The sequence below is a fragment of the Agarivorans sp. JK6 genome (genome assembly GCF_045277145.1).
GTDB lineage: Bacteria > Pseudomonadota > Gammaproteobacteria > Enterobacterales > Celerinatantimonadaceae > Agarivorans > Agarivorans albus.
The window spans coordinates 667,100-693,252 of the sequence record NZ_CP113525.1 but is presented as its reverse complement, the minus strand read 5'-3'; the positions used below and the strand labels follow the sequence as shown (position 1 = coordinate 693,252).

Below are 26,153 nucleotides of genomic sequence, written 5' to 3'. Positions count from 1 at the left end.
AATTAACAATAAAAAAATGGGCCCTTAGGGCCCAATGATTAACCACTTAGTCTAGCGGTATCACTTTGCCCACATAGGGTAGATTGCGGTAGTACTGGTCAAAATCAAGGCCATAGCCAATCACAAATTCGTCAGGAATAGTGAATCCAGCCCAATCAACAGGTACTTCAACTTCGCGGCGTGAAGGCTTATCTAGCAAAGTACAAATAGATACGCTATTTGGCTCACGCAAAGACAGCATTTCTCTCACTTTACTTAAGGTATTACCGGTATCGATGATATCTTCAACGATGATCACGTCGCAGCCTTTAATATCATCATCTAAATCTTTTAGTACACGAACGTCTCGGGTACTTACCATGCTACTGCCGTAGCTTGATACCGTCATGAAATCGAGCGTTAAGCTACGATCAATTTTACGCGCCAAATCAGACAGAAAAATACAAGAGCCACGTAATAAGCCAACCAGTACCAATTTACGGTCAGATGAGAACTTTTGTTCAATCTCCTTACCAATTTCTGCTACTCGTTGAGCAATTTCCTGCTCGCTGATCATTTCTTCTACGCGATGTTTCATAATGTCGACCTATCAATTGGCTGAGTATCTCAGCAAAAACTTATCTAGCATGAATGAAAAAAGAAAAACAAATATACGAATTATCAATAAATTAACAAACAAATCATTAGTTGTTTATATCAATAGCTATTAATTAGCTTGTAAATACACTATGATTTAATTGAAAGGCATTCGCATGTCGTCGGTTCTTTTTCACTGAACGACACATTTTAGATGATTTTTATCTGAAATGGTAAACAAGAAATGCCTCATAAAAAATAATAATTGAAATAACAAACGCGAGAACAAACTATGCAAACTAGCACCTTAAGACGCCGTACCCGGCTGTCACCAGAAGTTCGCCGTAAACAGCTCATGCAATGCGCTGTTGAAATTTTTGCCCGTCGTGGTATTGGTCGTGCAGGTCACGCCGAAATCGCTGAACTAGCAAACGTATCGGTAGCAACTGTTTTTAACTACTTTAATACCCGTGAAGACCTAGTGGATGCCGTTCTATCTGAGGTAGAGCAAACTATGTTAGGTTTGGTTGAGCAAACTTACCCAACTGATGAAAATGCGATTACTGCTATCCAGCATCATTTGTCAGCTTTGGTAGAACTGGCTTACAGCAACTCAGATGTGACTCACATTTGGCTAGAGTGGAGCTCTTCAGTACGTGAAGACGTATGGCCACGTTTTAGCGCTGTAATGGCTAAAATCAACCAACAAATTGGCGAGAGCATTCAATCGGGCTTCGATAGCAAAGAAATCAGTAGCGCGCTAAATGCTTTACAAGCTGCTCAAGCGATTAACGCAGGATTGTACCTAGCAGTACAAATGATTAATCGACCAGACAGCCCAGAGCGCCAAGAAGTTGTAGATTTCTTGAATGACTTTGTATTGTCACTACTGCGCCCACCGGGTAAGTAAGTAGTAAGGGCCCTAAGGGCCCTTTTTTAATGCTCGATTAACGCACTAAGCTTAGTGTGTATACCTTCAAACCCGCCATTGCTCATTACCAAAATCTGATCACCTTCGACCATCATTTCAGCTACTTGCTCAACTATCTCGGCAACACTGCTAGCGACCTTCGCCTGCTTAAGCGTGGCTGCTGTACTAGCAATGTATTGGTTGCTTTGATCTGGCTGATATAAAAATACCACGTCGGCCACTTGTAAACTCTCGGCTAAACGTTCTTGATGCACGCCCATTTTCATGGTGTTAGAGCGTGCCTCTAAAATTGCAATAATCCGCTGCTTTCCTACTTGGGCACGTAAACCCGCTAAAGTGCTACTAATTGCACTTGGATGATGGGCAAAGTCATCAAACAAACGAATACCGTTTCGCTCAGCTAACAATTCGAGGCGTCGTTTAGGAGGTAAGAATTTTTGTAAGCTATCAATGGCAAGGCTAGGCAAAACCCCAACATGACGGGCTGCGGCAATTGCCATTAAGGCATTCTCAGCATTGTGCTGACCAATTAAATCCCAACTTAAAATACCTTGGGATTGACCATTTAATACTATATCCAGCTCGCTACAATCACTTTTATTAGCGTGCCACTGCCACGCTTCACCGTCTCCAGTTTGCTCCAGATCAGACCAACATCCTTGCCTAATAACCTGCTGAATTGCTTCATTACTTTTTGGTGCGATAACTCGGCCAGCAGCTGGAACTATTCTCATTAAGTGATGAAACTGTTTTTGAATTGCAGCTAGATCGTCAAATATATCAGCATGGTCAAACTCTAAGTTGTTTAACACCAAAGTGCGCGGTTGATAATGAACAAACTTGGAGCGTTTATCAAAAAATGCGCTGTCATACTCGTCTGCTTCCACCACAAAAAATGGCGTATCACCTAATCGAGCAGACCCTGAAAAGTTACGCGGAACGCCACCGATAAGGTAACCGGGCGCCATATCGTTATCTTCCAAAATCCACGCTAGCATACTTGCTGTAGTCGTTTTACCGTGTGTGCCTGCTACCGCCAATACCCACTTTTCGGGTAAAATATACTGTTTAAGCCACTCTGGACCGGAGCAGTATTTGAGGCCTTTGTCTAAAACATATTCAACACAAGGGTTGCCCCGACTCATGGCATTCCCTACTACCACTAGATCAGGAGTAGGCTCTAATTGGGCAGGATCATAACCCTGAATAAGCTCTATACCTAAGGACTCCAATTGCGTGCTCATGGGTGGATATACGTTTAAATCACTGCCTGTTACACGCATTCCAGACTCACGTGCAAGCATCGCCAAACCACCCATAAAGGTGCCACAAATACCTAAAATATGAATATGCATAAATACAATATGTTTGAAAGCAAAAACCAGCGCCTAGAATAGCACTTAACGCCACAAATTATTGAAGCTAATGTGTATTTCTGCGGGTTGTTTCTGGATCAGGAATTTGAATATATAACTGCTGTTGCTGGTAGCGGTATGGTCGATACCAATTTAAACCACATTGATAGTCGCCAGTTGCGTTAAAAACACAACCAATGGGAAGCTCTCTTAACCACTGCAGTTGAGCTTGATTGCGCAGCTGCTCCTGCCATAAATGTTGTTCTAGCAACTCTTTTTGTAGCTCAAAGGCGTCAACCTTATTTGGGTCTGAGCTTTTTTGCACAATAATAGGGCCAGCAGTGGCAGAAAAAGCCAGCAGAAACATAGTAATAAAAGCGTATTTCAGTCGACGCATCATAAGTTTATCATCTACAATCTAAAGCCTTTAAAAGTTTAGGTGATTGCTCATGATTAAGCACGTTGTTATCGCATTTTTTGCTCTTATTTTAATGGCCTGTAGCCAAACTCCAGAGTCTATGCTCAAGGTTGATGGTAGCTGTGAAGAACCTCGTCCACAGATTTGTACTATGGAATATGACCCAGTATGTGGCGAAGTAAATGGTGAGTTGAAAGAGTACGGTAATGCCTGTTCTGCCTGTGGCGATCCTGAGATAAATACTTATCAAAAAGGCGCCTGCCCAAAGTAACAAATAATTAACAAAATTTAGCAAACTCGCCAATCAGTGCTATTTACTTAAGGTATAGCTAATTAGCACTGAGAGGCGATTATGAGTCGAACTGCTGCACTGGGCTTGCTTTATTTAAGCAGCTTACTTTTTAGTAATCAGTCTCTTAGCATTGCTGCCAGTGAACAACTTGGTGACAATACATTCTATGGCGAATGGCAATGGTCTGATACCCAAGGTCAATATCAGCAGCTAAAACTTCAATTTTCTGAAGATTTAATTCATCAGTCTGAAGTAGAAACCTTTCGGTTAAGTTACAGCCTAACCTACCCATCGCAGGCAATTAGCGCTTATTTAAGTCCACGCTTAGAACACGCTGTTGCAATGATTAACCAGTATGTCGACGACCCCGAAACCCGTTTAGATGACATCCTTCAAGCACTGCGTAGTGACAGTGATAGCCCCTCTTCAAAAATGCTGTGGGATGCCTATGAACAATATACTCACGATGCATTTCGCCACCTAGGGCTGCTGCCGTGCTTACACCCACAAGGGGCGCAGTACCCCTGCGTTCGCCCTAATTACTCACAGCTGTTTTATCAAAATCGCGACCGCGTAAATCCAATTATTGAGCACTTCACCCAGCAGGGAGATTTGAATAGATCACTTGCAGAAGCTCAAGCTTGGTTACTTACTATACCCAGCAAACAGGAGAACAATTACAGCTTTACTTCTCCGGTAGATGTATTAAAAGACAACCGAGCCGATAGCGATGAACGCGCTTTATTACTCGCGCTAGTATTAAGTGAACTGGCCCCCAACTATCCTTTGTATATGGTATATCCAGCAGACAGCGTTGGAAGTGCTTCACCGGCTTGGTTAACCATTGATGCCAGCAGCGGCATCGAGGGGCCTACAATAATCATTGGAGATAGCGCTCATACCCTTGTTTCAGGTTCGTCTGAGCTCATAAAAGAGATGTTGCTCGCAGAAGTACAATTGATTAGCGATGCCCTCTATTAAGATTTGTTGATTTTTTGTTATAAATGTTTCACACAGGTCTGACCTGATTAACTCAGCCAAGCATAAAGGATTACAACGTGAAGCATCTATTACTACTTTTAAGCCTACTACCAGCATGGGCGATGGCACTTAACGTAAATACTGGCGGCAACCTACCTAGCATTGATATTGATAACGCAGGGGAACTACAGCTTGCTGGCGACGATATCAGTTATAGCGCTTGGAGCACCCAACAACTTAACGGCAAGGTGATGCTTATTCAAGCAATGGCCGGGCGAACTAGCGCTAAAGAACTCAATGCACCAATGATCGAGGCAGTAAAGCAAGCCAAATTTGGCGATGATGTTTACCAAACCGTAACCATAGTAAACCTAGACGACGCCATCTTTGGCACTTCTGGTTTTGTAAAAGGGAAACTAAAGAAAAACAAAAAAGCCTTTCCAAAGGCAAGCTTCGTACTAGATAAAAAAGGAGAGCTATTTGAGCTATGGCAGCTAAAAGCAAAGTCTTCGGCCATTATTCTACTTGATGCCAGCGGCACCGTTTTATTTGCTAAGGATGGAGAGTTAAATCAACAAGAAATCGATCAGGTTATTGGTTTGATTGAGGCAAATATCTAACTTAAACAACAGTGAAAAGTTGATAGGCGTAAACTTGATTACGCCTATTCAAACATTGTCATTAACACCAACAAGCTAACAACGTAGGCACTCATTAAAACAGTTAGAACTTTATGTCGTTTAGTCCATACGGTAAGGTTTTTTAACACAACCACCTCCCTTATCACCAGTTAACCTAAATTTAACACTTTTAACAATGATTGCAAACTTGCTTTATCGGTGAATCCTCAGTAAAAATGAGGCAGCGAGGAGTAATTCATGTCAGATAAGCCGATCACCGAGAACAAAAACAGCCAAGTAGAGAACAGTAAACTGCAATTAGCCAAAATAGCTAAGCAGCGCGGTTTAGATGCCCTATTATATAAGGAAAAGGCTGCTTCTACCTGGTCACAACGCGCTAAGGTTAGGACTACCGTTGAACTAGCTACGCAACAAAAAAACTTAGAAAGTATTTTTTACTTTGCCGCACAAAAAACCAGTGAACAAGACGTAGGCAGTGAACCTGACGCCGATTGGTTGACCGAGTTTTTGCACTTAGCTAGCAATACCCAAGTTAAATCAATGCAAATGTTGTGGGCCGATATTCTTAGCCAAGAGCTTGCTACTCCTGGTAGCTTTTCGGTTAAAGCGCTGCGCACCTTAAAACTAATGACGCAACGTGAAGCAATGTGGTTTCAAACCGCCTGTGAATTAAGCTCTAGTGTTGGTGGAGAAACTAACAATAAGATCTTAACGGGTGTTGCAAGGCCAGCCAGTAATTTAGGTTTGGTAAGAGCGAAACTGGACAAAATTAGCTTAGGGCAGCATCGCATGCCTTATCACCATGTTTTGCAGTTAATTGACTTAGGGTTAATTTTCGATAAAGAACTCGAGATCCGTCCTTCATCACATCACGACACACCATTGATACATGGGCAAGCACATTATGCCTTAAAACCTCGCTATAAAGGCGCTAGACTGCTTTACCATCGCTTCACTCCTATTGGTGATGAGCTAGCTAAACTGATTACCACTCAGCCTATAGCTTCTTATCAAGAGCATTTAGAGCAACTATTACATAACTATTTTGAGCTTCACTAAGCATTAAAACAAAAAACGCGGCTAAGGCCGCGTTTTGGTTTAACTCTGATAAATTTAAATACCGCTGCCAGCTACTTCTTCGTGTAAGCCACATTCTCGCTTCAAGCCGAAGAAGCGAGTATCTTCTTCACTCATCCCAGCTTGCAAGGGTTGTGAGGTTTGCACATCCCCAACCGACACATAACCTTGTTCCCACAAAGGGTGATAAGGCAAGTTGTGATCTTTTAAGTAATAGTGCACATCTTTATTACTCCAATCGATAATGGGTAATATCTTGAAAGCACCATTTTGAATTTGCAGCACAGGTAAGTCTGAACGAGAAGACGACTGACTGCGACGCAAACCTGAGAACCAGCTCTTAACTTCTAGCTCTTTAAAAGCGCGCTGCATAGGCTCAACTTTATTCAAGGTGTTGTATTGCTTTAAGCCTTCAACACCTTGCTCCCAAAGCTTACCAAAACGCGCTTCTTGCCATGCGTTAGACTGCTTCGACTTATATACCTGTAGGTTAAGGTTTAAGCGTTCAGTTAGCTCATCAATAAAGCGGTATGTTTCAGGAAACAAGTAGCCTGTATCGGTAAGTATCACCGGAATATCGGGCTTAATTTGCGTCAACAGGTGCAAACTAACCGCAGCTTGAATGCCAAAGCTAGAGGTTAATACCACTTGCTGGGGCAAGTTCTCTAGGGCCCAAGCCGCACGTTGTTGTGCACTCATGCCTTCAAGTTCTTTATTTACTTCAGATAACTCAGCAACACGGGCCTCAACAGGGAGTGCAACCAGTTGCTCCAAATCTAAGTTAGTCATGAAAATCCCTAACGCTTACTTTTACTTCAGCGACAATTCCAGCACGAATTACAAAGTCACCAAAAGCTTCATCTTGCTCACGCTCTTTAGCCCAGCGAGCAATTAAACCGTCTAATTCAGACAAGATTTCTTGCTCACCAATGCCCTCTAAATAGAGTTTTGGAATACGTGTTCCGCTTTGGTTACCACCTAGATATAAGTTGTACTTACCTGGTCCTTTGCCCACCAAGCCTGCTTCGGCAAGCATTGCGCGGCCACAACCGTTAGGACAGCCAGTTACTCGTAAAATAATGTGCTCATCGTTCATTGCGTGCTTAGCCAGCAATTGCTCTACATCGTCAACCAAACCAGGCAAGTAACGCTCGGCTTCAGCCATGGCTAGTGGACACGTTGGGAACGCAACACAAGCCATAGAATTTAGACGCTGCGAACTGTGACTATCATCAATTAAGCCATGTTCACGTGCAAGCTTTTCTATTTTGGCTTTGTCTTTAGCTGCTACACCCGCAATAACTAAGTTTTGGTTAGCGGTCATGCGGAAGTCACCTTTGTGAATTTCAGCAATTTTGGCAACGCCGGTTTTCAAGGCCTTTTCGGGGTAATCTAACAAACGGCCGTTTTCAATAAATACGGTTAAGTGGTACTTACCATCAATGCCTTCTACCCAACCAATACGGTCACCGCGAGAGGTAAACTCATAAGGACGACTTGCTTCGAAGTTAATGCCAGCGCGCTTTTCAACCTCTTGCTTAAAGGTATCGCTACCCACACGGTCGAGCGTGTATTTGGTTTTAGCATTTTTACGATTAACTCGGTTACCCCAGTCGCGCTGCGTAGTTACCACTGCCGCAGCCACATCTAAGGTTTTATCAAGAGGAACAAAACCAAAGTCATCGGCGCGACGCGGGTAAGTAGACTTATCACCGTGAGTCATCGCAAGGCCGCCACCTACCAAAACGTTAAAACCTACTAACTTGCCGTTATCAGCAATCGCAACAAAGTTAAGGTCGTTAGCGTGCACGTCTATATCATTGTGAGGTGGAATCACTACTGTGGTTTTAAATTTACGCGGTAAGTAATTAGAACCTAAAATAGGCTCTTCTTCACCACCTTCAACCTTTTCACCATCTAGCCAAATCTCGGCGTAGGCGCGGGTTTTAGGTAATAGGTGTTCACTGATTTTAGTCGCCCATTCGTAAGCTTCTTGGTGCAGTTCAGATTCAACCGGATTACTGGTACATAATACGTTTCGGTTAACATCACCGGCGGTTGCAATAGAGTCAATGCCAATACTGTTAAGTGTTTGGTGCATTAATTTAATGTTTGGCTTTAACACCCCGTGAAACTGGAAAGTTTGACGCGTGGTTAAACGAATACTGCCGTACATAGTGTGGTCGGTAGCAAACTTATCAATGGCCAACCACTGCTTAGGCTGAATAATCCCGCCAGGCATACGCGCTCGTAACATTACATTGTGCAGCGGCTCTAGCTTTTGCTTGGTTCGCTCTGCACGAATATCACGGTCATCTTGCTGGTACATACCGTGGAAACGAATTAACTGAAAGTTATCTGCTGTAAATCCACCAGTGATACGATCACTTAGGTCAGCTTCAATAGTGCCACGCAGGAAGTTACTCTCTCGCTTTAGGCGCTCATTATCTGACAACTTGCCTTCAACAATTAGATCCGAACTCATTAGTAAACATCCTTCTGGTAACGCTTAGCGCTGCGTAACTGTTTTAAATACTCTTCTGCTTGTTCAGGGCTTTGTTTGCCTTGCTCAGCAATAATATCGATAAGGGCTTGGTGCACATCTTTCGCCATGCGGTTTGCGTCACCACAAATGTAAAGGTGGGCACCTTCTTCTAACCATTGGAAAACTTCTTCAGCATTTTCTCTTAAGCGATCTTGCACATAGATTTTCTCTGCTTGGTCACGCGAGAATGCTACGTCTAGCTTACTTAACAAGCCTGATTTCAAGTAACCTTGCCATTCGGTTTGATATAAGAAGTCTTGAGTAAAGGTTTGATCACCAAAGAACAACCAGTTTTTACCCTCGGCATCGCTGGCATCACGCTGTTGCATAAATGCGCGGAATGGCGCGATACCCGTACCTGGACCAACCATAATTACTGGCGTTTCAGGGTTGCTTGGCAAGCGGAAGTTGTCGTTATGTTCAACAAACACTTTAACTTGGGCGCCTTCTTCAGCACGAGCACCTAAGAAACCAGAAGCCCCACCCAAGCGCTGTTCATCACCCTGTTGGTAGCTCACTACACCAACCGTTAAATGAACCTCTTCTTCTACCTCTGCTTGTGCAGAAGCAATAGAGTAAAGTCGCGGCGTAATTTTACGCAAAGCATCAACAAAATCTTGTGCTGCCACTTTGGCTTTTTTCTCTAGCAATACATCGATCACTTGATGATTAGCGGCGTACTCTCGCAGTTTGTCTTTATCGGCAACCACAGTTTGTAGTTTTTTACTGGCAGACCAATTAGCCCAAGCTTCAACAAATGCGCCACTGGTTTGAGTAATTTCTAACTTTTCAGTTAGTGCGTCGACTAAGCTAAATTCTTGCTCGTCAATACTAACGGTTTGGTCTTCTTTTAGACCTAAACGCGCGATAATTTTGGCCACTAACTCACGGTCATTTTCAAACCATACACCTAGGGCATCACCGGCTTGGTATTGAATGCCTGAATCAGCTAAATCGATTTCAACATGGCGAACATCTTTCGCTGAATCACGACCAGTGATCTTCTGGCTTAAGCTCAGCTCAGCAGCATAAGGGTTCTTTTTGTTGTATTGACTAGCTGCTGGAGCGTTTACCGGCAAGCTAACCACCGAGCTAGTCGCTTCTGCGCTTAAGGTTTGCTTAACTTCGGCTAATGCTTGCTCAGTCCAGCTTGCTGCGTCTTTGTCGTAATCAACATCACAATCAACACGCTCACATACACGCTCTGCGCCTAGAGCCGCTAAACGCTCATCAAAATCTTTACCGGTTTGGCAGAAAAACTCATAACTTGAATCGCCTAAAGCCAATACACTGTATTTTAAGTTATCCAGCTTAGGTGCTTTTTTAGAGGCTAAAAACTCGTGGAACTCGATAGCATCATCGGGTGGCTCGCCTTCACCATTCGTACTGGCAACAATCAACAAATGGGTTTCATTCTTCAAGTTTTTTGCTTTGTAATCAGCCACATTAACAACTTCGGCGTTAATGTCTTGAGCTTGAGCAGCAGAATGCAACTCTTCGGCAACACCTTTGGCATTACCCGTTTGAGAAGCATAAAGAATAGTTAGTTTGCCTGCAGGTTGTGCTTGCGCAAGCGGTGCCAACTGACCCGCGTTTTGTCCTACGCCCGCCAGGTAACCACTTACCCAGGCGAGTTGAGTTACCGACAGCTCAGCCGTAGCCTGTTGCAGCAGGCTAACCTGTTGCTCAGACAATGGACTAGCCAATGACGAAAGTTCCTTTAACAGCATTTTATCGCACCCTAGATTCACAATTGCAGCTAGTCTACCCAAGCACGACCTAAGACAATAAAGAATAAAACGGGATTTTTTATAACCGTAGGTAATATATGGTCACTTAGCAGCGGACAATCCGTTCACAATTTGCACTATGTGACTGAACAACCAGCAATATCGGCAATTGTTATATAAGCTTATTTTATTCCCTTGGTTAATTGGTTCGCGATGGAACAGCGTTCAAAAAACAATATTCCCTTAAGGCAAAAGCTGCTGCTAGTGCTAGCTTGGTTGCTACTGTCATTGCTGGCGAGTGTCACTGCGCAATACCAAGCTAAGCAGCAACAGCAAAGCCAACTACTTGAAGAAAGCCAACGTTTACAACGCAGTATTCAGCATGAGCTGGATAGATTTCGCAACTTCCCTAAGGTGCTGGCGATTCAGCAGCAACTGTCCGAGCCACTTAGTCTTAACGTTACCAGCCAGCGTCGTCACGCTCTTAACCTCTACCTGCAACATGTAAACGATCTACAAGGTAGTGATGTTACCTACTTACTCGACCCTAGCGGCACCACCTTGGCTTCTAGTAATTGGCAAAGTGCCCGCTCGTTTGTGGGAAGTAACTATAGTTACCGCCCCTATTTCCAAACCGCTATCTTAGGTAAATATGGGCAATACTTTGCCTTGGGCTCTCGCTCAGGCATTCGCGGTTATTACTTTTCTGCGCCAGTAAAAATACAACAACGGGTAGTTGGGGTAATAGTGGTAAAAGTCGCGCTAAACATTATTGATAAGAGCTGGCGAGACCCTAACTTTGAGTACCTACTCACCGACAAACACGGTGTGGTTTTTTATGCCTCGCAAGCTCACTGGCTTTACCGCAGCATTAAAGCCTTGCCAGAATCGTTACGTCAGCAGCTAATAAACTCTCGCCAATATGGCGAACACCAGCTAAAAAATATGGCGCAAGACTTACGCCCAAACAGTATTAATTTGCCCAATTACGGCGGCCAGCGAGTAGATTACATTAGCACCAACCGAGTATTGCCCACCGCCGGTTGGCGTTTATATGCTTTATCTAAAGACAGTGGTTATATAGGCGATATAGCTGAGGCGCTATTTTTAAGTTCGCTATTTTATCTTGGCTTGGTATTACTTTATTTATATTGGCGACAGCTACAACTAAGCCGTGCAATGCAAGCCCAGGCCAACCATCAATTAGAAGAAAGAGTTACGCAACGCACCGCCGAGCTTACTCAAAGCAATCAACAATTACAGCAAGCTATTGATGACTATCGCCGCACCGCCAATACCCTTAAAAAAACTGAAGATGAACTGGTGCAAGCCGCTAAACTTGCCACCCTAGGCGAGCTCTCTGCGGGGATTAATCACGAACTAAACCAACCCTTAACGGCTATGCAAAGCTATGCCGAAAATGCCCTGCGCTTCCAACAAAAACTGCAACATGAACAAGTGACTCACAACCTACAAGACATCATTAAGCTCACCTCTATGATGAGTAAAATGATTGCTAAATTTAAGATTTTCTCGAGGAAGTCCAGCGGACAAACCAGTGCGGTATCTAGCGCGGTTTCGATTAACGCTGCCCTATCTATTCTCGCTAACCGAATTGTCGCCAATAACATTAAAATTGAATTTAGCGGCCAAGATGAGCAATGGGTAAAAGCCGACGCGATTCAACTAGAGCAAGTACTGATAAACCTTATTAACAATGCCATTGACGCCCTAGAAGGTATTCAATCTCCCCTACTAGGCATTAGGCAATATCAGCAAGACAACTGGCAGTGCATTGCTATTTGGGATAACGGGCCGATGTTGAGCGAGGAACAGCAGCAACGCATATTTGAGCCCTTTTTCACTACCAAAAAACAAGGCTTGGGTTTAGGCATGGCAATATCTAAACGTTTAATCGAGTCTTTTGAAGGCGAACTGAGCGTGAGTAACTTAGCGGATATCGGCCCTGAGTTTGTTATTCGTTTACGCACTCACACCCCACCTGCTAATAGTTAACACTAGAGGTAACTGTGTATACACCGGTAATAATCATTGATGACGACCCCGATATTTTGCGCTCTCTGGGACAAACTTTAGAGTTAGAAGACTACGAATGCCTGCGTTTTGAAAATGCCGAACAGGCTTTACGGCAAATTAAACCTACCTGGCCAGGCGTGATCATTTCAGACATCAATATGCCAGGTTTAAGCGGCTTAGAGATGATGCAACAAGCCCATCAAATTGATGCCGATTTACCGATTATTCTGCTTACCGGCCATGGTGATATATCTATGGCCATTAAGGCGATTCGCGATGGTGCTTATGATTTCTTAGAGAAACCTTTTTCCACCAGCCACTTGTTAGATGTTCTGCAAAGAGCCATAGAAAAGCGCCGACTCACCTTAGAAAACCGCGAGTTAAAAGCGGAGTTGGATGCTCAAAGTGGCCCTGGGCCACGGATACTTGGCTCTACGCCCGCAATCACCCGCATGCGCAAAATTCTTAGCCATATTAAAGATACCCCTGCAGATGTATTAATTCATGGTGAAACAGGCACCGGCAAAGAACTGGTTGCGCGCTTTTTACATGACCATAGCGTGCGAGCCAAACAGCCTTTTGTGGCAATCAACTGTGGTGCAGTGCCAGAAACAATGATTGAGAGCGAGTTATTTGGCCACGAAGCCGGCGCATTTACTGGAGCACAAAAAAAGCGCATTGGCAAAATTGCCTTTGCCAATCATGGCACCCTATTTCTCGACGAGATAGAGAGCATGCCAATGGCGCTGCAGATTAAGCTGCTACGGGTGCTGGAAGAGCGCAGCGTAGAGCCATTAGGCAGCAACCAAGCTACATCGCTTAATATTCGCGTTATTGCCGCCACCAAAAGTGATTTAAAAGATCTGGGCGAGCAAGGTGAGTTTCGCAGCGATTTGTACTATCGCTTAAACGTTGTTGAGGTGCACATACCCGCTTTGCGTGAACGCGCTGAAGACATTCCATTATTATTGGAAAACTTTCTGCGGGTAGCTGCTGCTCGCTATCAGTTAAATAGCCCCGAAGTCTCGCCGTCACGTTTAGCCGAATTAGTTAACCATGACTGGCCCGGCAATGTTCGCGAGCTACGTAATCTAGCTGAGCGTTGGGTATTAATGGGCGAAGATGCGGCATTTAGCGAGAGTCAAAACCACCAGCAGTCACTGAGTTTAATGGAACAGCTTTATCGTTTTGAACGCACCTTGCTGCAAGATGCACTTCAGCGCCATAAGGGCCATTTAAAGACCGTGCAGGAAGAGCTACAAATCGGCCGGAAAACCCTTTACGAAAAGATGAAAAAGTATCAATTAGACAAGGGCGACTACAAAGAAGTCGAACCCGAGTAATGGGGTGAAATCGACCCATTTGCCATTATTAGATGGGGGCGGATCCCCCCATAACTTTAGCTGTAGATAGATTCACCGATTAAGAATAAAACAACTAATCTCATTTATTCAAACACTTAGAGCCAGACTGAAAACTTGGCTTACTGCTTGCTCTAAGGTGTAGCGTTGTAAACAACCAACCCTACACAAGGAAGAATAAAATGAAGCTATTAGCAAGTACGCTCACCGCTTTAAGCATTGCATTTGCCAGCGCTGTAAATGCCGCCCCCATCGAGCTGAAATTCTCACATGTTGTTGCAGAAAATACTCCTAAAGGCCAAATGGCTTTAAAATTTAAAGAACTCGTCGACCAACGCTTACCCGGAAAAGTAGAAGTTAAGGTTTATCCAAATTCTCAGCTATACGGAGACGGGAAAGAGCTAGAGGCCCTGCTACTGGGCGATGTTGAGCTGATCTCACCTTCGCTGTCTAAATTCAAAAAATACACTAAAAAACTACAAGTATTCGACCTTCCTTTTCTATTCCAAGATATGGCGGCTGTTGAGCGCTTCCAAGCCAGTAGCGCCGGTCAAGAGTTGTTGTCTTCTCTAGAAAGTAAAGGCTTAGTGGGGCTAGGTTACTTACACAATGGCATGAAACAGCTATCGGCTAACGAGCCGCTTTACACCCCTGCCGATGCAAAAGGCAAAAAGTTCCGCATTATGTCTTCCGATGTATTAGCTGCTCAGTTTGAAGCCGTTGATGCTGTGCCACTTAAAAAGCCCTTTTCAGAGGTTTTTACCCTACTACAAACCCGCGCCATTGATGGCCAAGAAAATACCTGGTCCAACATTTATTCTAAAAAATTCTTTGAAGTACAAGCCAGCATTACCGAGTCAAACCACGGTGTATTGGACTACCTAATTGTTACTTCAGCCGAATTTTGGCATGAGCTACCGGACGACATACGCAATGAGTTAAAGGCAGCTCTAGACGAAGCAGTTGCACACGGTAACCAAATAGCGGCGCAAAAAGCCGAGAAAGACAAGGCCAACATAATGGCTTCAAACCGTTCAGAAATCATTTCACTAAGCCCAGAGCAACGTCAGCAATGGGTAGAAGCAATGAAACCTGTATGGCAGCAATTCGAAAGTGAAATTGGCAAAAACATTATTGATGCTGCGGTAGCTGCTAACCAGTAAGTGAAGAAGCGCAGAGTCCCCTCGCTCTGCGCTCATTCATTGACTTACGCTCTTGGATAAGGACATCACATGAAGTTTGTTGCTTGGTTCCGCCGCTTTGAAGAAAACTTCATCGCATTATTGTTGGTTACGATGACGCTACTGGTATTTGTAGAAGTGATCATGCGTTTTGTATTCAACGCCGGCATTCATTGGGTACAAGAAGTCACCTTGTATTGCTCAGCATGGTTAGTACTACTAGGCGCAAGCTGGGGCGTGCGAGAAGGTGCTCACATTGGCGTAGATGCCTTTGTAAAGGTGTTACCGCCTAACCAACGCAAGTGGCTTACCTTAATAGCGCTAAGCCTATGTTTGTTTTATTGCTGCCTATTTATGTATGGCTCTTGGGTTTACTTAAGCAAGCTAGCGCGTATTGGCATTGAGATGGAAGACCTGCCCATAGAAAAGTGGAAAACCATGAGTGTGTTGTTCATTGGCTTTGTACTGTTGGTCATTCGCTTCCTAGAAGTGGGCTGGAAAGTACTAACCAACCGGCAAGACGGCTTTCACTTGGCCGATGAAGCCAAAGAAAGCATGCAACTCGCCGACGAACTAAAAAAACAATAAGCACTTGCGGCAAAGGAACTGACCATGACAACTTTTACTCTGTTTATTTTACTGTTTGTATGCATGATTATTGGCATGCCTATCGCCATCGCGCTTGGCTTTGCTAGCATGACAACCATTCTATTGTTTTCTAACGACTCTTTAGCGTCAGTAGCATTAAAGCTATTTGAAGCCACCTCTGAACACTACACTTTATTAGCTATCCCCTTTTTCATTTTGTCATCAGCCTTTTTATCCACAGGCGGTGTCGCGCGCAGGCTAATTAATTTTGCCATGGATAGTGTGGGACATATTCGTGGGGGCCTAGCCATGGCCTCGGTATTGGCTTGTATGCTATTTGCGGCAGTATCTGGCTCTAGCCCTGCTACCGTAGCAGCCATTGGCTCTATTGTAATTGCGGGCATGGTGCGCTCTGGTTACCCAGAATCGCTGGCAGCTGGCGTGATTGCCAATGCCGGTACGCTTGGCATCTTGATCCCACCTTCTATTGTGATGCTAGTTTACGCCGCCGCTACCGAAGTATCAGCTTCGCGTATGTTTATGGCAGGGTTTATTCCTGGGATCATGATGGGCACCATTTTAATGATTGCCATTTATATCGTTGCGCGAGTAAAAAACTTGCCTGCTCAAGCCTATCCGGGTTGCAAAAAATGGGCGATTTCGGCACTTAAAGCCACAGGTGGCTTGATGCTGATTGTGATTGTTCTTGGTTCAATTTATGGCGGGGTAGCTAGCCCAACCGAGGCTGCATCAGTGGCAGCAATTTATGCCTTTTTAGTGTCGGTTTATGGCTATCGAGATATTGGCCCGATTAAACACCAAGCTTGGCAGAACGAAGGCGAAAGCATAGGCGCGGCCGTTGCCCGTAACTTAATGCTATTCCCGGTTAGTATCTTTAAGTCTGTCGGTGATCCGGAAGTGCGCCAAGTACTTAAAGATGCGGCAAAAGTGAGCATTATGCTGCTATTCATTATTGCTAACGCAATGTTGTTTGCGCATGTATTAACCACCGAGCGCATTCCTCACATGATTGCCGAATCCATTGTGGCCTATGGTCTTCAGCCTTGGGCATTTTTGGTAGTAGTGAATATCTTGTTGCTGATTGCTGGTAACTTTATGGAGCCTTCCGCCATTTTGCTTATCATGGCGCCCATCTTGTTCCCTATTGCGACACAACTGGGCATAGACCCAATTCACCTGGGGATCATTATGGTAGTGAACATGGAAATCGGTATGCTTACTCCACCGGTTGGTTTAAACCTCTTTGTTACAGCGGGGATAACTGGAAAGAGCATGGGATGGGTAATTAAGGCATGCTTACCTTGGTTAAGCTTATTGCTATTCTTCCTGATATTAATTACTTACATACCGCAAATATCACTATTTTTGCCGGAGTACTTCGACCGACTAAATGGTTATTAATCTCCCCTCCAAATAAGATAAAGGCCTGCAAAATCTAGCAGGCCTTTTTAGTTTTTTATGCTTTTTCCATGCGCCGCTGACGACGGCGCAAGGCATCATTAAATCGCCGTTTGGCTACTTCTGTGCTTGGTTCAAGCGGTGGCACTTCTGCAGAGTTACCTTGCTCATCAACTGCTACCATCGTGAAAAAGCAAGAGTGAGTATGGCGTACAGTTTGCTCTTTAAGATTCTTAGCAACCACTTTAATACCAATTTCCATGGAGGTTCGTCCGGTGTAATTAACCGAAGCTAAAAAAGTAACAAACTCACCAATCTCTACCGGGTTTTTAAACAATACTTGATCAACCGATAGCGTTACTGCGTAGTTCCCACAATATTGAATAGCTGTGGTGTAAGCTACTTCATCCAACTTTTTTAACATGGCTCCACCATGCATCTTACCGGAGAAATTGGCCATCTCTGGGGTGACCAATATATTCATTTCTGTTTGTGACTTATCCATGTGGGGCCTAATTGAGTAACTACAACAAGCGACTCTCGCCGCTTTACAAAGAAACCGACCTTAGTCAGTTTTCAAACCGTATTTATCGAGCAAAGAATACAAGGTTGGGCGAGTAACACCAAGCAGACCAGCGGTATTAGAAATATTGCCGTTGCTTAGCGCCAAAGCTTTATTAATTGCTTGCTTCTCGGCAGCTTCGCGTACATGGCGAAGATTTAGCGCCAGTTTAACTTGTTCTTCATCGCCAATCGGCAGGGCCAAGTCATCGGCGGTAATTTGCTTATTGTCGGCCATGATAACTGCCGACTTCACCTTATTTTGCAGCTCGCGAATATTGCCAGGCCAACGGTGATTGCTTAAAGCAGTAATAGCGTCATCACTAAAGTTATTAATATTACGCTGCATTTGCTTGTTATAATTTTGCAAGAAAGCACGTGCTAACAACACCACATCTTCACCGCGGTCGCGAAGCGGTGGGATATTAATGGTGATCTCACTGATTCGGTAAAATAAATCTTCACGAAACTCTTTTTGCTCAACCATGTTTTGCAAGTTTTGGTGGGTTGCACAAACAATTTTCACATCAACGGCGATTTCTTTACGTCCGCCTACTCGCTCAACCACTTTCTCTTGCAAGAAGCGAAGAATCTTAGCTTGTAACGGATACGGCATATCGCCGATTTCATCTAAAAATAAGGTACCGCCATTAGCACACTCAATCTTACCTTCGGTGGTTTTATGTGCCCCAGTAAACGCGCCTTTTTCAAAACCAAATAGCTCGCTTTCAAGCAAGTTTTCTGGAATAGAGGCACAGTTAATGGCGATAAAAGGTTTATCTTTACGTGGGCTTTGTTGGTGAATAGCGCGAGCAAGCACTTCTTTACCCGTACCACTTTCACCTAACAACAGTGTGGTTACCTCGGTAGGGGCAATGCGCTCCACCATGCGGCAAACTTTTTGAACTTGCGGAGAGTTACCCAAAAAGCCGTTGTTATCTAACGATGCGCCCTTCAGAGTCTCGTTTTCTAACTCTATATTGGCAACCCAGAAGGCTCTAGCGATAATCACCGACATGGTGTCATCATCAATCGGTTTTTGATAAAAGTCGTGTGCCCCCATGGCGATAGCGCTTAGGGCGTTTTCTTTATCTTCGTTACCGGTAATAACAATAACTTTAAGCTTTGGGTTTAACTCCAGCATTTCTTTGAGCGTTGCCAAGCCTTCACTGGCATTAGCCTCATCTGGCGGCAAACCCAAATCTAAAGTAACCACTTTAGGCTCATAACGACGTAGAGCAGTGATGGCTTCCTTTCTATCACCAGCAATAATGACTTCGTAGTCGCTAAAGCTCCACTTTAACTGTTTTTGAATACCTGGGTCGTCTTCAACAACCAGTAACGTTTCCATGTTATTTCTTCCATCAGCTTTGCTGGCGCATTAGGCCAGCTAAATTTTGTGAATGGGCAAGTACAACTTAAATAAGCTACCCTCGCCAACATTACTCGTAACTTGTATATGCCCACCAAGTTCTTCGACAAATCGCTTCGCGTCATAGGCGCCTACACCCATGCCAGCATTGCCCTTGGTAGTATCAAACGGCTTAAATAAGCGTGTATCAATAAATTCTACGCTCATTCCTTCGCCGTTGTCTTGTATTTCTATTAAACACTCATTGGCTTGCTTGCCAGCGCGTATACTGATCAAGCCGTCTTCTGCCGTAGCATCTTGCGCATTTTGCACTAGATGCGAAACCACATTTACAAAGCGCTCTTGGTCACCCACCAGTTCAAAGTTCTCACTTAAGCTGAACGCTAACTGCGGAATAGGCTTACTAATGGAACGCGATTGGGCAACCTGCTCAAGTGCCGCTTTTAGCTGAAAAGGAGCAACTACCGTATCAACTCGTTGTTTCTTGCTGAGGTGCGCTACAACTTTAGCCAAACGATTGGCTGCAGAGTCTACCGTTTCAAACGCGTCATCAATAAATTCAGGGTTATGTTTATGCTTAACCGCATTTTTCGACATCAGCTGCAATTGTGCCAAAACATTTTTAAGATCATGCACCAGATAAGCAGACATGCGATTAAAGGTATCAAACTGTTGGCTTTCGGCCAACGCCAAGTTAGAACGGTGCAAGTTAAGAAATACCGCCAGTTGGCGACTAATCGCGCGCATCAAATCTCGGTCTTCCCAATTTACACTATGGATAGCAGAGGGTGCAGACAGCAAAATCACCCCCTTAAAGCCAGCACTGGTGCTCATCGGAATGACATAACAAAACTTTGTAATTTGCTGTAACTGGTTAGTGGAGACTTGAAACGGCACTACACTGGTGTCTTCTTTCAGCTCTTCAATATCGACAATCCATTGGTGCTCGATGGCTTGCCCAGCCAAGTGGTCTAAACATAACTGAGCCTGAGAGTCATCATCTCGAATGTTATAAGTGGCTTTAACCACATACCGGCCGTTTTCTACGATAGCCAAGCCAGCATACTGACAATCGAAAGGCTGGTTAATTGCCTTAAGTGCAATGCTGTAAGGCGAAACGCCATCTTCTTCAAGCACCGCTGCAAACTTCATCCACTCTTCACGGTATTCATATTTATTGGCGAAAAAGTGTTTAGTGATTTGCACTTTTAAACGCTTGCGTAAGCGTTCAGACAAAAACAAGCTGACTAGAATTAACGCGCTTAAGGCAAAGAAGCCATTTTGCGCCATGCTGCCCCAGTCACCACCAGCATACCTGATGTAATAACCGACTAAAGCCATAACCAGTAAGTAACCGCCGGCAACCAATAACAGAGTGCTATGGTAAATGACATCACGTGACACATAGATTTTGGTGGACCAACGTTTGATCCTGCGTGCGCTTAATAACACCAACGGCGCGGCTAAAATGGCAACAAATCCACGTAGGCTCCAAAAATCAAAAGAGATCCCTGAAGTAATTAAGGCGTTGGCATACAGCGCAAAGTCGAAAGCAAACATGCCGCCCAAACCAAGGCACATTGGTTTAATAGTGGGACGAGCACTAACATCAATGCGTCGATATAACTGCTCTATTAACCACAGACCAATAACGGTTTGTGATAGCTGTGTTACTAACCAGAACTGATTTAACTTCAGGCCTGCCAAAGCAGTGACCACTTGTAGACATGCGATAAATATCAAGCCAAGCAGCAAGCCTTTTTTTCGCCAAGGGCCACGAACAAAATTACTAAGCTCGAAACGTGGAGCGATGGTGGCATAAAGCAATAAGAACCACAGTGCATTACGCAGGCTCTCGATACCAAATAAATAGCCAAGAGGAAGGGCTATCCACATTTGAGCAACCCCAGCGCTAGCCCAAAGCAGCGTGAAAAACACCACCAAGCTCAATGCTTGGCGCTGGAAGCCGCTTTGTTTAGTGGTGAGCAACAGTAAACTGAATAGCAGGTACACCACCGCTGCAATGCTGTAGCCTAATAAACCAACAATAATACTCAAACGTGACCTTCCATTTCCAAGCTAGGCTTTGTGACAGCGGGTAATGAGAAATACTTAGCTATTTTCGCTTAACTCGACGATTTCTTTGCGCTTCTTCTCAATCATTTTATCTAGATAGCGAATGATTTTAATTTTTCGCAACACTACTTCTTCTAGATAGCTAGACACATCTAGTAGTTTTGCTTTTAACTGACTATCACTAATAGCAGCATTACCAATACTGGCATTAACACCGGTACCGTCTTCATATTGGCGCCCCAACACTGCATCAATATCCGAGACACCTTGCTGTTCTGGCGTACCTTGTAAAGAACCAGAAAGCTCACCGCCCATCTCTTCTATAACTGCAGCTACGTCGGCTTGGCTAATCGCGTGTAAGTCTTCCAAAAACGCATATAAAAACAGTCGGTCAGCAAAGATATTAATCTTTCGTGGAATACCTTTAGTAAAGTCAGCAATTTGCTGAAAAATATCATCATCTAACTTAGGGTTTTCATTCCAACCCACCTGCTTGAGGCGGTGCAATATATAACCTTGGGTTTGCTCTGCATCCAAGGGTTTTAGGTGACAAGAGGCGATAATCCGTTGCCTAAACTGCTCCATTTCTGGCAGTTCAATAATCGGTTTTAGCTCTTCCTGCCCAAGTAAGAAACTCTGAAAAAGAGGTTTGTCGTTGAGTTGAAAGTTAGACAGCATTCGCAGTTCTTCAACGGTTTCTGCTGGTAAATTTTGAGCTTCATCTACCACTAATAAGGCGCGTTTGCCTTGCTTATTTAGAGTCAGCAAATATTGTTCAAATCGCTTTAGGATATCAGCCTTGTTTAGGCCTTCGACATCAATACTAAACTGGGCTGCAACTAAACGAACTAATTCGTCGGGGTTAAGTTTAGTTGTCGCAATTTGAGCAGCCACAATTGAGTCGTCCACCGAGGCTAATAAGCTTCTGGCGATGGTGGTTTTTCCGGTACCAATTGGCCCCGTTACAACAATAAAACCTTCACCTTGAGATAAGCCATAACGCAGATAAGACACCGCGCGATCATGGTGAGGGCTAGCAAAAAAAAACTTAGGGTCGGGGCTAAGCTTAAATGGTTTATCACTTAAGCCAAAAAATGATTCATACATACTTAAAACTGCTTAGTCGCGTTAATCGATACTCGGTTTTCGTCATAGGTTCTGCCCACTATATTGGAGCTACGATGAGTAAATTGGTAGCGATAAGTGAGGAAGAACCCTTCGATGAGGTCTTGATTTAGTGACAGATCATAGCGACTGTACTTATCCACTTGGTCGATGCCATTGAGGCGGTCAAATGTGTAGTGGTCGTAATCAAATGCAAAGGCAATGACCAGCTTACGACTTAACTTATGGTCTAAGCTAATTCCGCCACCATAAGTTGTGTCCTTGACAAAATCCGTTACATCACGCAAACCTTCACGGGTTTGATGGCGTAACTCAAAATCGAGCCCTGAGCGGCGAAGGTCTAAGCCTGTATTCCATCTAAAGGTTTTATCAAGCTTTTGCTCTTCTACACTGTCACCTTCAACAAAGAAACGGCGATCGAAGCTTGTGGGCTCTTCAATGTAGCTAATGTCGGTACTAATACGGCGCTTTTGGTGGAAGAAGGTGAATTCATAGGCATCACCATAAAAACGCTTACTATATTCAAAGAACAATTTGGTGCGGCGATTCGGCTCGAGATTAACCGCAGCCCCCACATAATCTTCGTTTTTATCTTTATCTAGAGAAAAGTTATAGCTCAGTTCGAAGTAGCTTAAACGAGAGCGAAAGTAACGAACTGCTGGCCCCCAGCTTTCTGACTCCCCCACCTTTTCCGATGAGCTAACACCTTGCAAGTAACTCTCAGCATAGTAGCTAATAAAAGGGCTAAAGCCAGATCGCTGCTGCAAACCCAACTCACCTTTATATTTAATATTTTCAGTTTCTGAAGAGTTGCCCCGCGCTTCACGGCGAATGTAGCTAGAATCAATTAACCAAAATACTGAATTTACTTTTTGGCCATTTTTAAACAGCAGCGAGGCGTCATAGTCGTTGTTATTACCACGGTCGTCTTCATAACGATACAAGCTACTGGCAACTCGAGCGTTTAGATCTACCCATTTACGAGGGTTTGATTGATAGTTTAAACCTAGGCCTAACTCGCTGCCTTGAATCAAGTCTCCAGAAATAACATCGGTAATAGCATTGCTACTTACCTCTGCGGGCAGAATATCAACAGATGCAACAGCATCGACACTAAAGCCAGATTTTCCCAGTTTTTTATCACCAGTAAAATCTAGCTCGTGATAAAGCTTATTTTTTTCGGAATCGTAAGAGTGATATGTTTGCCTTGCCCGATAATCAAGGGAGAGTTCACCGTCTTTACCAATAACTTCGGAGACAATGCCCGCTGATAACACACCAATTTCACCAGACTCTGGTGCTTCCTCAGTAAGACCTGCATTATCGGTATAAACTAACTCCGCACCTATTTCTGGGCGAAACTCTACCTCTGCGGCATTAACCGAGCTTGATATTCCAACAGCAATAGCAAGCGCAACAACTGCTCTAGGCGCTGCGTTCTTCCTCATAACCATAGCCATATCCGTAGCCATATCCGTAAGTCCCTGTTTTGCCGTGTACTGCTTTATTCAATACATATCCGATCGCTAGCTCATCGCTAAATTGCGATACAGCAGATCTAATCGCAGCGAGCTTGGTTCCATCTTGTTCAACTACCACCACTGCTTGCCCAATGAAGTTAGACAATACCACCGTTTCGTTTACCCCGAGTACCGGTGGGCTATCGAACAATACGACGCGGTCGGAATAACGGCTATTTAGCTCTTCAGTAAGAGAGCGCATTTTGTCACTGGCCAACAACTCATTGCTCAAGTGATGCGGCATGCCTGCCGGCATAATTCTTAAATTAGGTATATTGGTGTGATAGATAACATCAGCAATGTCATCAGTTTCACCTAATAGATACTCCATCAAGCCCATGTGTTGACCAATACCCAAGGTTTTACTCACAGTTGGCTTTAACACGTCAGAATCAATTAACAGTACTGTTTTATCCTTTTCCAAGGCTAAGCTCAGCGCTAAGTTAATTGAAGTGAATGTTTTACCTTCCCCGGGGTTAGCACTAGTAACCATGATCAAGTTACTTTTATTTTTCGGTATTAAACCTGGCTCAAATGCATTTTTAATCAGCTTACGTTTAATGCTTCGGTACTCATCACTGAGCATTCTGGTTTCGCGAGAGCGAATATCTGACAGCATGCCTAAACGTTTTAACACCGCGGAATCTATTTGCAATACCGGCTTTTCACGCTTTTCTGTAGAAGGCTCACTGCTAGCCGCGGCTTGGTTTGACTCAGCAGCTTCAGGCTGTTCACTACCCTCTTGCTTGGCTTGGGCTTGTTTAGCAAGCTTGCCCATTGCTTTTTCTATGGTACTCATAGCAATCCACCTAAACCGGTAATAATTTTACTGTGTAAGTTTGGCAATAGGTTGATCACCATAAAGCCAACAAAGCCACATAGTAAAACCGCGTTAGACAATACAAACACTCGCATCTTACGTTTTTCTACTTTCAACAAACCAGAGCTTTCTGTGGCAGATACCACTCCTAGAACAGGATAACCAGTTTGCTGGTATAATTGCTGGATACTTGAAACCACTGGGTTCACTTGGCTAAAGGCCAACGACAAACCAACCCCAACAGCTAGGGCAAAAATCAGTACTCCGGCAATAAGAAGAGGACGTTTTGGGCCAGAAGGTTCAATGGGAACCCTTGGAGCATCAATAACCCTAAACTTAATGTCGTCAGTAGTTTTGCCGGCACTTTGTGAAATAAGCGCGCTCTCTCTGCGCGATAACAAGTCTTCGTACTTAGACTTGGTAATCTCATAGTTACGGTTAAGCCCAGTAAGCTTTGCTTCTACGTCAGGTACCTGGCGTAGCTGCTCCTCTAAGTTATCGACTTTCTCTTTGTGTCTTTGCTCACGAACTTTAAGCGAAGCCACATCATTCTCAATTTGACTAACGGTAATCTTGAGATCTTGATAGATCACCGATTCCGAGGCGAGAGCTGCAGGCGTTTTTGCAGTAGTTAAGGCATTTTCTTTTTGCTTTTGTAAAGAAGCCAATTGACGCTGCACTTCCACCACATCAGGATGGCGCTCGGTATAGCGCAACAACAAGTCGTCTAAGCGTGTTTGCATTGCCAAAATACGATCATCAAACTCAGTTCGAACGCGCGCGGTTTGTTGGGAGGCCAATACCTCTTCACTAGCCAATTGCGCTCTGGCTGAGACCAACTTGGTTTCGGCCTCACTAAGTTGTAAGCGAGTCTCTTCTAGCTGCTTTTTAACGTTCTCGAGATTACTGTAGTAAGTAGATTCTTTACCAGGCAAAAAGGCTGTGTATTCCTGCTTAAAAGAAGCTAGGCGTTTTTCCGCTTCAATCAAGCGCGTCTCATACTCTTCAATCTGCTGATTAATAAATGAGTTGGCGGTATCAGTATCTTGGCGCTTTTCACCGAGAGTATTCTCAACAAATACGTCCAATGCCGCTTGCACTACATCACGAACGTACTGTGGTGAGTCGGCTTCAAAACTAATGGTATAGAGATTTTCTCGACGCGTTTTGTCGATCTCGATGGTTTCTTTTAGGCTATCTAGCAAAGCGTCATATTCAGTGCTGTTATTCACCCTAACGTCAGCATCACTAGCCCGAGCAATTTTTTCCAGGTTGCTACGACTTAGCAAAGTTTTAACCATCATCGCTAACTCCTGACTGGGGTCAGTTTGGATGGCTAAACCTTTAAGTAGAGGCTGCAATAATGAGCGAGTATCTGCGTAAACCCGAGCCTCGGCAGTGTATTGATTTGGCATCAATGTCACAGCTATCCAACCAATAGGGCAAATAATCCACAGTGCGATTAAAATATAACGGCGCTTTAACCATACCCCTCGCAGGTATTGCAGAAAGTCCTCAATTAAATCTTGCATTTATACGACTACTCC

The 26,153-nt window shown here is 44.1% G+C and carries 23 protein-coding genes; 10 read left to right on the top strand and 13 right to left on the bottom strand.

The window, feature by feature from the left end:
* Positions 1-46: 46 nt before the first annotated feature.
* Positions 47-577 (bottom strand): hypoxanthine phosphoribosyltransferase, encoded by a 531-nt coding sequence (gene hpt / locus OV592_RS03275; RefSeq protein ID WP_016403574.1) that lies wholly within the window; start codon positions 575-577, stop codon positions 47-49.
* A gap of 291 nt (positions 578-868) precedes the next feature.
* On the opposite strand from hpt, the gene OV592_RS03270 reads away from it, so the two are divergent.
* Entirely contained in the window at positions 869-1,486 is a 618-nt protein-coding gene (locus OV592_RS03270; RefSeq protein WP_016403573.1) for a TetR/AcrR family transcriptional regulator, read from the top strand.
* Positions 1,487-1,512: 26 nt separating this feature from the next.
* Here the strand turns inward: OV592_RS03270 and mpl are convergent, their stop codons facing one another.
* Entirely contained in the window at positions 1,513-2,862 is a 1,350-nt protein-coding gene (gene mpl, locus OV592_RS03265; RefSeq protein ID WP_406610378.1) for a UDP-N-acetylmuramate:L-alanyl-gamma-D-glutamyl-meso-diaminopimelate ligase, read from the bottom strand.
* A 67-nt stretch (positions 2,863-2,929) separates the two neighbouring features.
* Positions 2,930-3,262, bottom strand: coding sequence for a hypothetical protein (locus OV592_RS03260; protein WP_051147667.1), 333 nt, complete (start codon positions 3,260-3,262; stop codon positions 2,930-2,932).
* A gap of 49 nt (positions 3,263-3,311) precedes the next feature.
* Between OV592_RS03260 and OV592_RS03255 the strand changes: the two genes are divergently transcribed.
* From OV592_RS03255 to OV592_RS03240, 4 genes are all read left to right on the top strand, one after another.
* Positions 3,312-3,551: a hypothetical protein gene (locus tag OV592_RS03255; RefSeq protein WP_406610377.1), complete on the top strand. Its 240-nt coding sequence runs from the start codon at positions 3,312-3,314 to the stop codon at positions 3,549-3,551.
* Positions 3,552-3,632: 81 nt separating this feature from the next.
* Positions 3,633-4,553 (top strand): hypothetical protein, encoded by a 921-nt coding sequence (locus tag OV592_RS03250; protein WP_406610376.1) that lies wholly within the window; start codon positions 3,633-3,635, stop codon positions 4,551-4,553.
* Between the two features lie 77 nt (positions 4,554-4,630).
* Entirely contained in the window at positions 4,631-5,173 is a 543-nt protein-coding gene (locus OV592_RS03245; protein WP_016403568.1) for a YtfJ family protein, read from the top strand.
* A 258-nt stretch (positions 5,174-5,431) separates the two neighbouring features.
* On the top strand, positions 5,432-6,253 hold the full coding sequence (locus OV592_RS03240) for a TIGR03899 family protein (RefSeq protein WP_406610375.1): 822 nt from the start codon (positions 5,432-5,434) through the stop codon (positions 6,251-6,253).
* A 54-nt stretch (positions 6,254-6,307) separates the two neighbouring features.
* On the opposite strand, the gene OV592_RS03235 is transcribed toward OV592_RS03240, so the two are convergent.
* From OV592_RS03235 to OV592_RS03225, 3 genes are read right to left on the bottom strand one after another with little or no spacing between them, the layout of a single operon-like run.
* Positions 6,308-7,060, bottom strand: coding sequence for a phosphoadenylyl-sulfate reductase (locus OV592_RS03235; protein WP_406610374.1), 753 nt, complete (start codon positions 7,058-7,060; stop codon positions 6,308-6,310).
* Positions 7,053-8,756, bottom strand: a complete 1,704-nt coding sequence (gene cysI / locus OV592_RS03230; protein ID WP_406610373.1) for an assimilatory sulfite reductase (NADPH) hemoprotein subunit — start codon at positions 8,754-8,756, stop codon at positions 7,053-7,055. The genes OV592_RS03235 and cysI overlap by 8 nt, the downstream gene beginning before the upstream one ends.
* On the bottom strand, positions 8,756-10,546 hold the full coding sequence (locus tag OV592_RS03225) for an assimilatory sulfite reductase (NADPH) flavoprotein subunit (protein WP_406610372.1): 1,791 nt from the start codon (positions 10,544-10,546) through the stop codon (positions 8,756-8,758). The genes cysI and OV592_RS03225 overlap by 1 nt, the downstream gene beginning before the upstream one ends.
* A gap of 213 nt (positions 10,547-10,759) precedes the next feature.
* Between OV592_RS03225 and OV592_RS03220 the strand changes: the two genes are divergently transcribed.
* From OV592_RS03220 to OV592_RS03200, 5 genes are all read left to right on the top strand, one after another.
* Positions 10,760-12,562, top strand: coding sequence for an ATP-binding protein (locus OV592_RS03220; protein ID WP_406610371.1), 1,803 nt, complete (start codon positions 10,760-10,762; stop codon positions 12,560-12,562).
* Positions 12,563-12,576: 14 nt separating this feature from the next.
* Positions 12,577-13,926 carry a sigma-54-dependent transcriptional regulator gene (locus tag OV592_RS03215; RefSeq protein WP_406610370.1) on the top strand — a complete coding sequence of 450 codons (1,350 nt, stop codon included), beginning with the start codon at positions 12,577-12,579 and terminating at the stop codon, positions 13,924-13,926.
* A gap of 200 nt (positions 13,927-14,126) precedes the next feature.
* A complete protein-coding gene (locus OV592_RS03210; protein ID WP_406610369.1) occupies positions 14,127-15,107 on the top strand; it encodes a TRAP transporter substrate-binding protein in 981 nt (326 codons plus the stop codon).
* Between the two features lie 69 nt (positions 15,108-15,176).
* The gene (locus tag OV592_RS03205; RefSeq protein ID WP_406610368.1) at positions 15,177-15,713 is read left to right on the top strand and encodes a TRAP transporter small permease; all 537 of its coding nucleotides are present in this window, start codon (positions 15,177-15,179) and stop codon (positions 15,711-15,713) included.
* Between the two features lie 24 nt (positions 15,714-15,737).
* On the top strand, positions 15,738-17,135 hold the full coding sequence (locus OV592_RS03200; protein ID WP_406610367.1) for a TRAP transporter large permease: 1,398 nt from the start codon (positions 15,738-15,740) through the stop codon (positions 17,133-17,135).
* Positions 17,136-17,190: 55 nt separating this feature from the next.
* Here the strand turns inward: OV592_RS03200 and OV592_RS03195 are convergent, their stop codons facing one another.
* Genes OV592_RS03195 through OV592_RS03165 form a run of 7 tightly spaced genes read right to left on the bottom strand, consistent with a single transcriptional unit; the run spans position 17,191 to position 26,138 of the window.
* On the bottom strand, positions 17,191-17,637 hold the full coding sequence (locus OV592_RS03195) for an acyl-CoA thioesterase (RefSeq protein WP_152785912.1): 447 nt from the start codon (positions 17,635-17,637) through the stop codon (positions 17,191-17,193).
* A gap of 60 nt (positions 17,638-17,697) precedes the next feature.
* The gene (gene prsR / locus OV592_RS03190) at positions 17,698-19,044 is read right to left on the bottom strand and encodes a PEP-CTERM-box response regulator transcription factor (RefSeq protein WP_016403557.1); all 1,347 of its coding nucleotides are present in this window, start codon (positions 19,042-19,044) and stop codon (positions 17,698-17,700) included.
* A 39-nt stretch (positions 19,045-19,083) separates the two neighbouring features.
* Positions 19,084-21,123, bottom strand: a complete 2,040-nt coding sequence (gene prsK / locus OV592_RS03185) for an XrtA/PEP-CTERM system histidine kinase PrsK (protein WP_406610366.1) — start codon at positions 21,121-21,123, stop codon at positions 19,084-19,086.
* A 54-nt stretch (positions 21,124-21,177) separates the two neighbouring features.
* Positions 21,178-22,248: an XrtA/PEP-CTERM system-associated ATPase gene (locus OV592_RS03180; protein ID WP_406610365.1), complete on the bottom strand. Its 1,071-nt coding sequence runs from the start codon at positions 22,246-22,248 to the stop codon at positions 21,178-21,180.
* Positions 22,249-22,250: 2 nt separating this feature from the next.
* The gene (locus tag OV592_RS03175) at positions 22,251-23,738 is read right to left on the bottom strand and encodes a TIGR03016 family PEP-CTERM system-associated outer membrane protein (RefSeq protein WP_406610364.1); all 1,488 of its coding nucleotides are present in this window, start codon (positions 23,736-23,738) and stop codon (positions 22,251-22,253) included.
* Positions 23,692-24,585, bottom strand: coding sequence for an XrtA-associated tyrosine autokinase (locus OV592_RS03170; protein WP_406610363.1), 894 nt, complete (start codon positions 24,583-24,585; stop codon positions 23,692-23,694). The genes OV592_RS03175 and OV592_RS03170 overlap by 47 nt, the downstream gene beginning before the upstream one ends.
* Positions 24,582-26,138 (bottom strand): XrtA system polysaccharide chain length determinant, encoded by a 1,557-nt coding sequence (locus OV592_RS03165; RefSeq protein ID WP_016404017.1) that lies wholly within the window; start codon positions 26,136-26,138, stop codon positions 24,582-24,584. Before OV592_RS03165 ends, OV592_RS03170 begins: the two co-directional genes overlap by 4 nt.
* Positions 26,139-26,153: the final 15 nt, after the last annotated feature.